The following is a 14,191-nucleotide window of genomic DNA, read 5'->3' as shown; positions in this document are numbered from 1 at the left end:
TACAACTTTCTAACATTATTCATTATGATTTTAAAATAAAACGCTTAATATTCTTTCTTAAAAACATGTTTAAGTTGTTATAGAAATTATAGTATAGAATGATTCAGAATTTTTCTTTATTCATTTTTGAGCTTAAGTATTGTATAGCTCATTTTTAAGAAGATTAGAACTCGAATCAGCCTAGAATTACATAAAATCCATAACATTTATGAGCAATCAAAAGTCATTTTCACTTTCTAAACTTTACATCCTAATTTAACATTCATTACATACATTTTGTAAAATGCCAACCCGAACTTTATATATAAACTTTCAGATCCACCTCACAAAGATCCACCTCACAAAATCTGAAAATTCTTAATAAACATACCCTCCGGTATCAATTTCTCTAAAATGATTCAAAAAACTCGCTCAATAAATAAGCCCGCCGCCCGGCTCTTATCCGGAAAATATCCTGCCGCCGGAATCCATCCTCCCAAAAAATCTTTATTCCGGCAGCAGTTTGAGTGAAGAATTATCTTTCTTCACCTGATGTATTATTTAGTCTTCTTCAACTTTTTGAACTTCTTCAGCTTCATCGAATTCTTCGGTCTCCTCGGCTTCGTCGGGAGCTTCGAAGTCTTCGAATTCGCCAAGATTTTCAAGTTCTTCGGCTTCGTCCTCTGGAACCTCGGCTTCTTCTGCTACTTCAGCGGCTTTAGCTGCCTCTGTGGCTTCTTTACCTTTAAAGGCTGTGAGTTTCAGGTCTTTTTCGGCTTTTCCGCTTTCGATCCTGGCTATACCTGCTACTTTGTCGCCGGGTTTCAGATTAATTATTCTTACGCCCTGGGTGTTTCTGCCCTGGATCGAGATATCTTTAGCTGGGATACGGATAATTATACCCTCGGCACTCGTGAAAATAAGCTCGTCATCATCGGCTACGGATCGGACTCTCGAAACAGGGCCATTCCTCTCATTCGTAACGATTGTTATCACGCCTTTTCCGCCACGGCGGTGCGTGGGATACTGAGAATACTCGGTTCTCTTGCCAAAGCCGTTTTCAGTCACGGTCAGGAGGGTTGTGGTCTCGTCAACAATATCCATACTGACAACTTCGTCGTCCGGGCCGTCAAGAGTCATACCACGGACCCCTCTTGCAGTTCGGCCCATAGGGCGGACATCTTCTTCAGAGAAGCGGATAGCTTTGCCTCTCTTTGAAACCATCAGCACTTCCTTTTTCCCGTCAGTAAGGAGGACTCTTACAAGCTCGTCGCCTTCATCAAGGGTGACTGCAATTATGCCGGATTTCCTCGGGTTCTTGAACTCCGATAGAGGAGTCTTCTTGATTGTACCTGCCCTTGTTGTCATAAGCAGGTAGTGATTTTCGTCAAACTCCTTGACCGGAATCATGGCACTGATCATTTCGCCTTCCTGAAGCTCCAGGAGATTTACTATAGCTTTGCCTCTGGATTGCCGGGAGCCTTCAGGGATCTCATAAACTTTCTGCCAGTACAGCCTGCCAAGATTCGTAAAGAATAGGATATAGTTGTGAGTTGAGGAAATGAAGAGATTTTCCACGAAGTCTTCATCCTTCATCTCCATGCCAATTATACCCCTACCACCACGGCGCTGCATGGTGTAAGTGCTGAGAGGAAGGCGCTTTATATAGCCTCCGTTTGTAATCGTGACAACGACATTCTCTTCGTGAATCAGATCTTCTTCCCTGACCTCAGCAGTAGCCGGCACAATTTTTGTCCTGCGGGTATCTCCATACTTTTCCTTGAGCTCCAGAAGTTCATTCCTGATTATCTCGTACTTGAGCTCATCGCTTTCAAGGATTTTCCTGAGTTCTCCTATCAGTTTTACAAGTCCTTCCAGCTCCTCAAGTACCTTCTGGGTCTCAAGTCCTGTTAGGCGCTGCAGGCGCATATCAAGGATAGCTTTTGACTGGAGCTCATCAAGGGCGAAATTTTCCATCAGGCCCTGCTTTGCTTCATCGGCATTTGCCGAGCCTTTTATTAGAGCGACTATTTCGTCTATGTTATCCAGAGCAATCCTAAGTCCTTCAAGGATATGGGCTCTTTCCTCGCTCTTCCTTAGGTCATAAAGCGTCCGCTTCTGGATAATTTCCATCCTGTATTCCAGGTAGATCTCAAGAAGTTCCTTCAGGTTTAGCTCTTTTGGCTTTCCGTCAACAAGAGCAAGATTGATTATCCCGAAAGTGGTCTCCATTTGCGTGTGCTTATAAAGCTGGTTTAAGACAACCTTTGGATTTGTGCCTCGAGAGAGCTCGACAACAACCCTGATTCCATCCCTGTCTGACTCGTCCCGAAGATCGGAAATTCCGACAATTATCTTATCCCTGGCAAGCTGGGCAATGTTTTCAATCATTCGGGCTTTATTTACCTGATAGGGAAGCTCTGTTACGATTATCTGCTGCCTGTCTTTCTTTAACTCCTGGATTTCGGCAACTGCCCGGATCTTTACAGGACCCCTTCCGGTCATGTATGCTGATTTAAGACCTGCAGTCCCGATAATATGTGCACCTGTAGGGAAGTCAGGCCCTTTGATTACAGTCATGAGCTCGGGAATCGTAGCTGCAGGATTCTCGATAAGCATGAGGGTTCCGTCAATTACCTCCCCTATATTATGGGTAGCCATGTTTGTTGCCATCCCGACTGCAATGCCTGTGGACCCATTAATAAGGAGATTCGGAAGTTTTGCAGGAAGAACCTCGGGCTCCTCCAGTGACCCGTCATAGTTTGGCATGAAGGGAACAGTTTCCTTCTCAATGTCTGCCAGCATCTCCTCTGCAATTCTGTCCATGCGAACTTCGGTATAACGCATGGCAGCAGCCGAGTCTCCATCAATCGACCCAAAGTTTCCCTGTCCGTCAATTAAAGGATAACGAAGTGAGAACGGCTGGACCATACGCACAATACTGTCATAAACGGCAGTGTCTCCGTGCGGATGGTATTTACCAAGCACATCTCCCACAACACGGGCTGACTTCTTGTAGGCTTTGTCATGCGTAATCCCTGCCTCTTTCATTGCAAAAAGGATTCTACGGTGAACCGGTTTTAAGCCATCCCGAGCATCGGGAAGTGCCCTTCCTATGATTACACTCATTGCATAGTTGATGTAAGAGCGTTTCATCTCATTTTCGAGAAGGATGGTAGTAATCCCTCTCCTTTCTGGCTCTGGACCTTCGTCCTCTGGCTCTTCTGAAGCAGGATCGGATACATTTAATTCCAGTTTTTTGCTCGAATCTTCCTGTGTAAGGGCGGCTGAACCGTCCTTATTTTCCGTCTCTTCATCTTTCTCTTCGGGGATAAGGGTAGCCTGATAAGATTTTTTCAATTCATCTTCTGATTTCTTTTCGCCTTCATATTTTACCATTTTTAGCCACCTCATATATCCAGGTTTACTACCTCTTTTGCATGCATTTGTATGAAGTTCCGGCGTGGCTCAACCTCATCTCCCATGAGAATTCTGAAGATCTCATCAGCCCGAATCGCATCTTCCAGGGTCACTTGTAAAAGGGTCCGGCTCTCAGGATTCATCGTGGTTCCCCAGAGCTGTTCGGGGTTCATTTCTCCAAGACCTTTATAGCGCTGGATAGCGAGCCCTTTTTCCCCGAGTTCTTTCTTCTTTTCTTCGAGTTCCCTGTCAGAATGTATGTAGTACTCAGCTTTGCCTTTCTTTATGCGGTAGAGAGGAGGCTGGGCAATGTATACGTATCCCTCGTCAATTAGAGGCCTCATATAGCGGAAGAACAGCGTGAGAAGAAGAGTCCTGATGTGTTCTCCATCCACATCGGCATCAGTCATGATAATGACCTTATGGTAGCGGGCACTTTCCAAGGTGAAGTCCTCGCTGACTCCTGTTCCAATGGCAGTGATCAGGGAAATAATCTCCTCGTTTTTCAGGATCTTTGCAAGTCTGGATTTTTCCACGTTCAGAATCTTGCCTCTGAGAGGTAAAATAGCCTGGAAACTCCGGTCTCTACCCTGTTTTGCCGAACCGCCTGCTGAATTACCCTCCACAATGTAAATCTCGCAGGCTGCAGGATTCTTTTCCGAGCAGTCCGCAAGTTTTCCGGGAAGAGTGCTTACTTCGAGGGCATTCTTTCTCCGGGTAAGTTCTCTTGCTTTTTTTGCAGCCTCCCTGGCTTTCTGGGCAAGGAGAGCTTTTTCGAGAATAATGTTTGCAACCTTGGGGTTTTCCTCAAAGTATTCTGCAAGTCCGTCAGTTACAAGTGAATCCACAATTCCTTTGACATCACTGTTTCCAAGCCTTGTTTTAGTCTGCCCCTCAAACTGGGGCTCCATGAGTTTGACACTGATGATTGCAGTCAGCCCTTCTCTTACATCGTCGCCTGTGAGCTTTGCGTCCTCTTTGGAAAGCTTGTTAGCTTTAATGTAGTCGTTTGCAACCCTTGTAAGTGCAGTCTTGAAACCGATGATGTGGGTTCCGCCTTCGTGGGTATTGATATTGTTTGCGAAAGAGTACACGTTTTCTGTATAGCTATTAGTGTACTGCATCGCAATTTCCACTACCATATCGTCTCTTTGCCGCTCAAAATAAATTGGATCGGGGTGGAGGGGCTGCTTTTTATTATTCAGGTACTTGACGAACTCTACAATTCCCCCTTCATAGGTGAAAGTCTCAGCCTGACCTTCTGGAGTTCTTAAATCCCTGAGGCTGATAGTAAGGCCCTTGTTCAGGAAAGCTAGTTCTCTTAATCGGTTTGAGAGGGTTTCATAATCGAAATCCAGGGTCTCAAAAATTTTTGCGTCCGGCTTAAAAGTAGTTTTTGTGCCAGTAACGTCCGAGGTTCCGATTTCCTGGACGTCAGCTTCAGGCTTTCCACGGGTGTAGCGTTGGAAATACTTCTTACCGTCTCTTGCTACTTCTACTTCCAGCCATTCCGAAAGTGCATTTACGACAGAAACCCCTACCCCATGCAGGCCCCCTGAGACCTTATAAGTGTTCTTGTCAAACTTCCCTCCTGCATGCAAAATAGTCATTACAACTTCAAGAGCTGATTTCTTGTGAATTGGATGGGGATCGATAGGAATACCTCTCCCGTTGTCCAGGACTGTCACACTTCCGTCTGGATTGATTGTGACACTTATCCTGGTACAGAAGCCTGCAAGGGCTTCATCAATACTGTTGTCTACTACCTCATAGACTAGGTGATGTAGCCCGCGGCTATCCGTGCTTCCTATATACATGCTAGGGCGTTTCCGGACAGCTTCCAGGCCTTCCAGCACCTGGATGTGCGAAGCATCGTAAACCTGTTTATCACTCATCTTGGTTTATTCTCCATAAAAATCTAGTAAAGTTATCTGAATCCTATAACATCCTTATCTTTTTTTAAAATTCGCGGGAAAACTTTTATCAAAATAGGTTTTAGAATTCGTGTCTGTTTTGTAAGCCTTCAATTTTTTATTAAAAGATTTTTATATTTTATTTCCATCTTTTCTTCCACGAACCAGATTCAATATGCGCTCATAGATTTTAAGCCTTTAGATTCCCTAAAAATTGCACAAGATTTTTCAGTATCAATCCTCTCAGAACAGGACTTTTTAGCATAATTCTGCGTCCAAATATGAGCTTTTCATACTAATTTTTTAATACATCTGTAGTTTAAATTAATATTTGCTGTTTCTCTCGTAAAAATTCGTATCTCATAAGGTATCCAAGAAAGAGTCGCGGCATTTAGCCGGTTTATCATCAGATTTTTGTATATACAGTTCCAGGTATTTTTCCAACTCGAAAATCAAGTCCAGAATAAAATAACAATTCGAAATGTTTCCTGGTTATCATGGTATACTGCCTGGAGATCCTGCTGTATCATCCCCGATCGGATTTGCTCACATTTTACTTTAAAGTCGAATCTTTGTATATTAATTTATAACGTTTCTATATAAATTTAACCAGCAATCATTGGGCAGCAACAGTTGCACCGTCTAATCATGCTTCTACGCCGTTTTCGATCAATCCATTTCTCAAAAGGCGTAACGCAAAACTTTTGACCACGCTTATTGGGACTTTGGTCAAGCTTTCTTCCGGAAAGGTTGCGTTCAAGGACTTTCTTAAAAAGGTTTGCATCGCTTCTAGGGATAAAGGTCCCCCCTACCGAGATAGGACTTGTGCAAATCAATCCGTTTTAGCGAATTAAGATAAATTATTGTCCGTAGTTCGGCCCTCTTGAGCGAAGCGTAGCGGAGCGAAAAGGGCTTTGTGCTGTTACGATTACACCGTAACTCCCAGAAAATAGGAGATTTTCTGTGATCCCAATGTGAAATCCGGGCCGTCCTCCCGAGACGGGACTCGGGTGACAGGACTCGGGTGACGGAACTCTGCCATTACAGCATACCCAGTTCTTTCAGTCGGTTTGGAAGATAAACCTCGGTTACGAAATCAAGGCCTTTGCCTGCAAAAGCCTGCTGTTCGGCCTTTTTCCCTATGTCAAGCTGGAGCTTGATTTGTTCTTTCCAATAGTCTGATTCGAAACGTGGGTCGGAAAGTTCGCTACGCAGTGCGTTTATATCCTGTTCTGTAAGCTTGTCGGTAGAGAGTTCGTATTCGACTATGTCCGAAGGCTGGAGGCCAAGGAATTTGGCTCCAGGAGTTGCCATGAATTCGGACAGATGGGCACTTTTTATAGCCCCATAGGCAACCGATGCATAGATTCTGTAGGACCATGGGTCACCGTCCGTAAAAACAGCTACAGGAATACCTAATTCCTCGTTCATGCGCTTGATTATTCGGCGGGTTGACCGTGCAGGCTGGCCTTTAAGGTGGACAAGGATTGCGTTATAAGCTTCATCAAACCCATTTTCCATCAAACGTGCATACATACCGCCGGTTTCTATGGCAATGATCATGCTTGCGTCATGGGTTTTGAAATCAATGTTTTCCACATTGAAGGGAATCTGATATCCTCCTTCCCCCACATCCTTCTGACAGTGGATAATCCGATCTCCACGCTTTGTCTGCTCTGTAATTTCAATAGGCCCGAACATCGTAGCTCCGTCTTCTTCAGGGCGCATGTGGAAATACTCTCTCTGAAGATTAGTTAAGAGTTCAAGGTCTTCTATCAGGCGATCGCTCTCAGCCTGCTCTTTAAATTTTGCAGCTTCCCAGCCTTCTGATATATAGTAAAGTTCTCGAAGAGTTGAGCCACGATTATGGGCCAGATGCTCGTTTATAAGGAATTCGGTTGCGTACGTAGTTTTCAGGAGCTGGAATGCTCCTTTTACGGTTTTTGCGCTCCTTTCGCTTTCCCGGTCTCCATAGACCCAGACATCGCTCTCATCAGAGTATTCTATGTTTGCCTTTGTCCGGCTTGGAAGGCTAACGCTTGGGACAACTTCATTTTCGAACTGGCTGTAAATCCTTTCTATAATCTCAAACAGCTTTTCCTTTGCCAGGATAGCTCCTGGAGTTATTTTACTATCAATTTCGTTGGCCATTTTATGCCCCCTTAAAAGCTTTTGCCCCGGTTACAAGCTCTTCTTCAAGCCCTTCCACAACAAGGTCCGGAAACTTCCCAAGTTCGCTGTCGGTTACATACTCTATCCTATAACTGAGCACCTTTGAAGACCCAACTGCTGCGGAGATATCCCATATATAATCGTAATCATTGCCCAGAGTCACAACCTTTGGTTCGGGCTTTGCCCCACTGATTTTCCAGGGCAGCATCTCATGAACTCTGAAAGCATAGGAAGAGGTTCCGAAATTCTTAACCTTTATTGCAATGTCCGCAGTTCCGTCCTCGTTCTTCTTCACTTTCCTGTGTACAAGCAGGTTTCCCATAATCCTCGCAACAACAGGATTGATGTCAGGAACATCTTTTTCCAGGATATTCGCAACCTTTACAGCCATTTTAGGAAGTACTTTTGTAATGATGATTTCTTTTTCCCGACGCTTCTTAAGGTTGCTCTGCTTGCTCAGGTAGTGCTTGAGTTTTCGTGCAACATCTTTGATCGCGAGGTCAATCTCCTCCTTGATTACAGGAATGTCAGCAATAGCATCTTTTGATTCTGAAGTAAAAGGTACGTTAATAGAAGCAACGTGGATAAGAAGAATAACAGGACCTACAGGAATTCCTCCTCCTGGCTGGTTTAAGCCATACTGTTTCCATTTGACGTCTTCTACGGCATGTGTAGTCACGCAGCCTCCCTGCTGGTAAAGCAAAGGCACACGGTTAGCGAAACGCATTATGCTGATTTTTTCTTCTTTCGGAAGGTTTCCCCCATAGGCAAGCCCCACTTCCACTACAAAAGGATTTCCGGAATATACTGCGGGTTTTCGGGTGCTTGTAGCAATAAAGTCCACATTTGTTTCTTTTTCAAGTCCCCTGTAAATCAGCTCTTCTCCTATAGGAGAAAGACAGTCCGTAGGAGGAGCCATGATCTTTACCTTTTCAAAAGCCTCTATTAGCTTTCTTGCTTCATGGCGGCCCAGGGTCTTTGGGTCGATTTCGGGATCAAGCCCTGAAGCTTTGCAGATTTCCTCGGCAGTTAATAGGCCTATTTTGCAAAAAGAGTAACGAAGGAACGGGGCAAGTTTCTGGCGCTCAGTGTAATGAAGCATCTTCATAAGAGTGCCAAGTTCTATACCTTCTGGATGAGGTAGAATTTCTTCAGCTGGCTTAGGCATTTTATCCGTAGCTCTTTCAAAAACCTCCTCATTGCCGTCAGGTTCTATAAGGGTAATTCTTGCGTGGGGATTTACAATTGCCGTAGCCTTGAGGTATTCATAAATGGACTGCCTTCTACCTTTTACGTAGGAAGCTTTCATTTCCAGCTCGATTTGAGTTCCGTGTGGGCGGAACCAGTCCCTTATCTCGTCTTTCAGGATGTCAGGCTCATTCGTACTGGTATTGATCATAAGCTCGTAATAATGGGCAGGTTGACCAGGACCGGTTTTGGAAAGGATTTTAGTCTGCCTTCCAGCAGTCATCTGGGAATAAAGTACAGCTGCGGAAATTCCTATTCCCTGCTGCCCCCGGCTTTGCTTGAGGGCATGGAATCTGGAACCATAGAGAAGCTTTGCAAAAACTTTGGGAATCTGCTCTTTTATAATTCCGGGCCCGTTATCTTCTATAATAACAGTTACGTAATCCTGTCCGGTTCTTTCGATCTGGACAAGAATATCAGGCAGAATTCCTGCTTCTTCGCAAGCGTCCAGAGCATTGTCAACAGCTTCTTTTACGGTTGTTATAAGGCTTCGGGGAGCCGAATCAAAACCTAGGATCTGCCTGTTTTTTTCAAAAAATTCTGCAACACTTATTGACTTTTGATTTTTGGCAAGTTCTTCTGCAATGGTGAATTCCATGAAAATTTACCTCAGGTTGAAAAATCAATGTAACTTTATATTGCTTTAAATATTCTTTTACAAATATCCAAAGCAGGAGTTTCTGCCTTATATGCAATGTAATTGTTAACGTTTTACTTTTTAAGTATTTTACTTTTCTAGTACTTTACTGTTTTAACATTTTACTGTCTAGTGTTTTACTGTTTCAGCGTTTCATTATTAACAACAATAAAATGCTTTCTGTAGATTTTTATGCATCTCTACTTCCTTAGATAGTAGACTTTACAATTCCACAACATCCTTCCACAGTAACTTTTAGAGCATAAAATAGTTTTAAAATTTAAAAAGCACCTATCTAACAGAAGAAAATAGTTTTTAAATATAAAAAAATATCTTTATCGTCTGAAAAATATTTTTACGACTTATTATATATTTATGTCTTGGAATTTTTTATGTGCTGTTAATTGTTTTAAACAGGTTTACATAAAGTTTTAAACGGACCTTATATCAGTTCTTATTTCATGAAAAAGTTAAGATAAAAAGCCAAAACCTGCTAAAAAATGTAGAATTACTTCAGTTTTATCCCGACCACATTGGGCTGTGGTTTTAAAGTCTAAAAACTTAAAGTTCTGCTCCGACAATTGTCTTGGTGGTTTTTACGGTTTCGCTTTCCCTTATCCTATCTACCACGTCGTTAAGGGTGTTCAGGTCTTCAACCTCTATAAATTACAAAATCATATTCCCCAAAAACATGGTAAGCATCCTTAATTCCCTCGATTGGAGGCATACGAATAGTCTCAGATGGTAATGGTCATGCTGCAATGTCAACTCTTGGTTTCGCAGCAAAAACTAGCGATGGAACTAAAGATTTCGTTGTTTCTGAGCATGCTGCGCCATTTATTGGGAGTCAAGTATATCAACCCTCTGCTTCTTCGTCAGATTATATTGAGAGTGTATCTAAACTTAGCAGCAATCATGCAGACGCCTCATGGGTTGTAAATTCCAGCGTTAGAGCAGTAATTTATGAGTATGATACTGATCATACATTAAACGTAGTTTCATATCAGAATGATCCCGACCTAGGAGACCTAGTTTATAAGTCAGGAATAACAACGGGAGAAACAGGTGGATACGTTACTGCGATTGGATCAACCAGGTACGATTCCGGTGTCGGAAGAACTTTGGATAATCAGTGTATTGCACACTTGAATTGTGATTATGGAGATAGAGCCCTGTGTACTCTCGTTTAGCTACTCCTAACAGTGCTAAGATTGTGGGAATTTTTTGGGGAAAAGATTCAACAGGTACTTACGGAACATTTTCGCCAGTCTCTGGAATCCATAATGATTTAGGGGTATACCCTCTCACTCAGTAAATATACATTTAATAATTTGTTTTGTATGGTGCATACTTCAACACTAATGCATTATTGTTTGAGTACGTTGAAATATGGTATTATTCAAAACTAAACCATACAAACATATTTTTAATTTTTAAATTTAATTTTTATGTTGCTCTTAAGAGAACAGCAGTATTTTTGGTAGATCGACAGAAAGTAAGCTGCAAGAAATGCTGGGAATGATGATTTACATGAACTTGAGAATATCCAATATTATACTATTTGTCATGTTGGTAAACATTTTATGGAACTGCAGTTTAGGCTCTTGTTCTCAAAATGGAGATGGTGTTACGGAAAACTCAAACAACAATTCCGAGAATGTTAATAACAATACACAACGTTTACCACTTACCTTTGGTTCTGGTACTTTTGAAAAACTGAAAAAAGAACCGAGTTTTATTGCTGCATATGGGAGTATGCCCTCTTTTGCAAATTCGGAAGAGAGAGACCAATGGATTGACATCCTTAGCAAGGTAGTGGATAAAGTTAATGTTAACTTTGACCAGGAAATATCGAAGTATTTTTATCCAAATGGTTCTGTTACAGGGTATGGTATAACCATTGATGGTGTAATTCAAGTAGGCATTAACAAGAGCATTATAGTCGATAAATCTTTTATGGACGAAGTCTATCAGATTTTTGATTTAAAAGCAGGTGAGATGGGGATTAAGGAAGTACCTGTAGTGTTCGTGTATGAAGATAATCCAATACCGTTAGAGATTGAATATTCGGAATTAGACTCAAAAACAGCGAATTCTTCGGCGTCTGAAGAAAACATTGTGGAACCAAATAATTCAAATAATCACGATTCTGACTCTAATAATGAAAGTGAATCGAGTAAAAATAACTCTATTCCAAGCTTTGGATTATTGGGAAGCTTGACCTGCCTGTATGGAGGGTGGAGGCTAAGGAAAAAGTAATGAATTTGAATTTACCAGATCAATTGGTGAATGGTAATCCATTATCTTCTGTGTATGGAACATGAAGTACAGAAATCTGATGTACCGAAGCATTGCATAGATTTGAAGAGCTAAGCTCCTCGTCTTTTATTAGATTTGATGAGATACGCATTCAACAGCAAAAAATATGAGAAACGCATAGTTACATTATTGTTCATTGGTCATCGGTTAAGGAATTTTCTCGCCTGAAAGCTATCGATTTTGCACCAGAAGCCTGCCTCAAATTTTGGCTTATTTACACGAAATCGATACCTTGTTCTAGCCCACAACATGTTATAAATTTTAATGACTGTTGTGAGAATGGAGTCAATTTATCACGATTCTTCACTTAACCGAAGACGCATGACAGTGTCTTTTATTTCAAGTTTTAACGTAACTATTATTACAGTTTAAGAAGGCTATTATACAGCCTTTTATTTTTTTGTGATTAATGTAAAATATACTTTATAGTGGTATTATGACAAGACTAAAGTCTATCCTCATGTTTTCATTAGAATTTTTTGTTGTTTTTTGTTGTATTACAGGCACAGCTTTCGGAATAAATTCAACTGATAACAAGTCGGCTCAGCCGGGTGATAACTTGAGTAACGAGATTAGTAATGTAGATTATAGTTATTATAATTATTTTTTTGGGCTTAATTCATACGGGAATACTGTAATTACTAGGTATGGCAAGCTCCCTGTTCTGGAAACCGAAGGACAAAAAGAAAGCTGGAACTCAACCCTTGAGGAACTTAGTAATAAAATAAAAGACACTCTTGCCTCCAAATACATGTATCCTTATGGAGAAGTAATGACCTGCGGAATTAATGCCAAGGGATACCTTGTTATTTTGTTCAAGTATGGTAATGTTGATGAGTCGTTAATGAATGAGCTTTACTCTCTGATAGATAGTTCCGCAAAAGAGATGGGTATACAGGATATTCCTGTAGAGTTTGGGTATGGTATTTATCAAGCAGAAATCCCGCTTGACAAAGAACAGGGCATTTACCATACTTATAGTGAAAGTACCGAAAACCTTTCTGAATCGGAGATACAGGCTATTGAAGAATATATGAAGGAAAAACCTGAAAAACTATGGGGAGATGGACAGATTGCATACTATGGAAAAATTCCTCTATTAAAAAACAAAAAAGATCTGGAAAGCTGGGGCAACAAACTGTTTTCAATTAAAAATGGTACAGAGGGAAAAATTTCACCTTATTTTGACAGAAACCAGATAGTAATGTACGGAATAGAACTTACCAGATTGGAAGTAGTTGTTTATGAGGGTTTACCTTCAGAAGAAAAAGCTACTCTAGTTAAGGAGATTTACCAAATAATTGATGAGGAAGCAAGAAAACGAAATGTGATTGATATTCCGGTTGTTTTTGAAGAGGGTGGATACTATCAACCTATGGAAGAACTGGAAAATGAAGATATGGGAATCGAAGAAATCAATTTCTCGTCATCTGAAAAAAATACCACAGAACTTAACAATACAAACATCAATGATTCTGAATTTAATAATGAGGACAAACCGAGTAAAATTAAGTCTACTCCAGGCTTTGGATTATTAGGCAGCTTGACCTGTCTTTATGGAGGATGGAAGCTCAGGAAAAAGTAATACCGGATTTGAATTCACATAAGTTAGAGCTTACAAGCTTGCAGAGATATTAACATCAACTTAAGGATATAATGAAAAAAGAATCTGTGAGGATCAATATTCCTTTCTTTTTATTGCCTGCAAAAAGCAAGGAAGGAGATATTCTGGATATTACTATTGTCAGAGATATCCAAGAGACAGAGGATGCTAAAGAAAGAGTATCGAGCTTGCTTGAGAAGCTTAAGAATAAGAATCGAGACTGATAAAGTATTAATATAAACTCATATAAACTCTTTAAAATCTGTAGATTCTTTTGACATCATGTACTACATGTCACAATAAGTCCTGCAAAAATAAGAGCAAGCAAAATCATTACAAAGAAGTCTTATTTGTCTCTATTTTAAAAAGCCTTGTAGCTTGAGAAAACAACCGGATTTGTAAACGAGTTTTGTATCTGACCTTTTACATGGATTGGACTCCGTGAGAATATATAAAAAATTTGCAAACTTTGAAAGAACTGCTAATTTTGCGTGAATCAACCTGGATCACATTTTGCAAAAAAAATTGACTTTTAATGGGGGGTCATTGAAAGTATCGTTAATTCAAATTCACTACCAGCAAGTCTTAGTGCCTTATGCTTACTAAGCTTCGTATTATACTGAATATGACAGGTAGATAGCTTCTGGAACTCCTGTGATTGCATAACAACCACCTTAGTATCATGCACAATCTTCTCCTACACATGGTGAAAATCTCGTAATGGCAATTTTACTTATAATGTTCTAATTTTATAACAAGGGTATGCCTGTATATAGTGCTTCAACGAGCCCAAGGATTTTATCTGATGATTAAAGAGTAGTTCATTGTCCGATAGGACTGAAGAAAATAGTATTTTGCATTGTTCTCAGAAACAACTACCTCTCTAAAGTTACTTTTATT

At 40.9% G+C, this 14,191-nt stretch carries 9 protein-coding genes; 4 read left to right on the top strand and 5 right to left on the bottom strand.

The annotated features are described in order from the left end of the window. Positions 1-540: 540 nt before the first annotated feature. From gyrA to BP861_RS04575, 5 genes are all read right to left on the bottom strand, one after another. Positions 541-3,378: a DNA gyrase subunit A gene (gyrA, locus tag BP861_RS04595; RefSeq protein WP_292373011.1), complete on the bottom strand. Its 2,838-nt coding sequence runs from the start codon at positions 3,376-3,378 to the stop codon at positions 541-543. Positions 3,379-3,389: 11 nt separating this feature from the next. Next, the gene (gene gyrB, locus BP861_RS04590) at positions 3,390-5,294 is read right to left on the bottom strand and encodes a DNA topoisomerase (ATP-hydrolyzing) subunit B (protein ID WP_292373009.1); all 1,905 of its coding nucleotides are present in this window, start codon (positions 5,292-5,294) and stop codon (positions 3,390-3,392) included. Between the two features lie 623 nt (positions 5,295-5,917). Continuing rightward, the gene (locus BP861_RS04585) at positions 5,918-6,148 is read right to left on the bottom strand and encodes a hypothetical protein (RefSeq protein WP_292373007.1); all 231 of its coding nucleotides are present in this window, start codon (positions 6,146-6,148) and stop codon (positions 5,918-5,920) included. 205 nt (positions 6,149-6,353) lie between these two features. Continuing rightward, complete coding sequence (locus tag BP861_RS04580) at positions 6,354-7,463, bottom strand: DNA topoisomerase IV subunit A (protein ID WP_292373005.1); 1,110 nt, start codon at positions 7,461-7,463, stop codon at positions 6,354-6,356. 1 nt (position 7,464) lies between these two features. Beyond that, positions 7,465-9,330, bottom strand: coding sequence for a DNA topoisomerase VI subunit B (locus BP861_RS04575; protein ID WP_292373003.1), 1,866 nt, complete (start codon positions 9,328-9,330; stop codon positions 7,465-7,467). A gap of 800 nt (positions 9,331-10,130) precedes the next feature. Between BP861_RS04575 and BP861_RS04570 the strand changes: the two genes are divergently transcribed. The 4 genes from BP861_RS04570 (at position 10,131) to BP861_RS04555 (ending at position 13,515) form a co-directional block, all read left to right on the top strand. Continuing rightward, entirely contained in the window at positions 10,131-10,559 is a 429-nt protein-coding gene (locus tag BP861_RS04570) for a hypothetical protein (RefSeq protein WP_292373002.1), read from the top strand. Positions 10,560-10,878: 319 nt separating this feature from the next. After that, entirely contained in the window at positions 10,879-11,628 is a 750-nt protein-coding gene (locus BP861_RS04565; protein ID WP_292373000.1) for a hypothetical protein, read from the top strand. A 496-nt stretch (positions 11,629-12,124) separates the two neighbouring features. Further along, the gene (locus BP861_RS04560; protein WP_292372999.1) at positions 12,125-13,273 is read left to right on the top strand and encodes a hypothetical protein; all 1,149 of its coding nucleotides are present in this window, start codon (positions 12,125-12,127) and stop codon (positions 13,271-13,273) included. A 71-nt stretch (positions 13,274-13,344) separates the two neighbouring features. Continuing rightward, positions 13,345-13,515, top strand: coding sequence for a DUF3006 domain-containing protein (locus BP861_RS04555; protein WP_292372998.1), 171 nt, complete (start codon positions 13,345-13,347; stop codon positions 13,513-13,515). The last annotated feature ends 676 nt before the right edge of the window (positions 13,516-14,191 follow it).

This window comes from Methanosarcina sp. UBA411, assembly GCF_002495725.1.
In the GTDB taxonomy this organism is placed as follows: Archaea; Halobacteriota; Methanosarcinia; order Methanosarcinales; family Methanosarcinaceae; genus Methanosarcina.
Note: the sequence above shows the minus strand (reverse complement) of the source record. Positions and strands in the feature narration are given on the sequence as shown.

Bases quoted from the DNA above. Each gene is read 5' to 3' on its own strand.
- BP861_RS04575 (WP_292373003.1), bottom strand. From the start codon at position 9,330: ATGGAATTCACCATTGCAGAAGAACTTGCCAAAAATCAAAAGTCAATA.
- BP861_RS04570 (WP_292373002.1), top strand. From the start codon at position 10,131: ATGTCAACTCTTGGTTTCGCAGCAAAAACTAGCGATGGAACTAAAGAT.
- BP861_RS04565 (WP_292373000.1), top strand. From the start codon at position 10,879: ATGCTGGGAATGATGATTTACATGAACTTGAGAATATCCAATATTATA.
- BP861_RS04560 (WP_292372999.1), top strand. From the start codon at position 12,125: ATGACAAGACTAAAGTCTATCCTCATGTTTTCATTAGAATTTTTTGTT.
- gyrA (WP_292373011.1), bottom strand. From the start codon at position 3,378: ATGGTAAAATATGAAGGCGAAAAGAAATCAGAAGATGAATTGAAAAAA.
- BP861_RS04580 (WP_292373005.1), bottom strand. From the start codon at position 7,463: ATGGCCAACGAAATTGATAGTAAAATAACTCCAGGAGCTATCCTGGCA.
- BP861_RS04555 (WP_292372998.1), top strand. From the start codon at position 13,345: ATGAAAAAAGAATCTGTGAGGATCAATATTCCTTTCTTTTTATTGCCT.
- gyrB (WP_292373009.1), bottom strand. From the start codon at position 5,294: ATGAGTGATAAACAGGTTTACGATGCTTCGCACATCCAGGTGCTGGAA.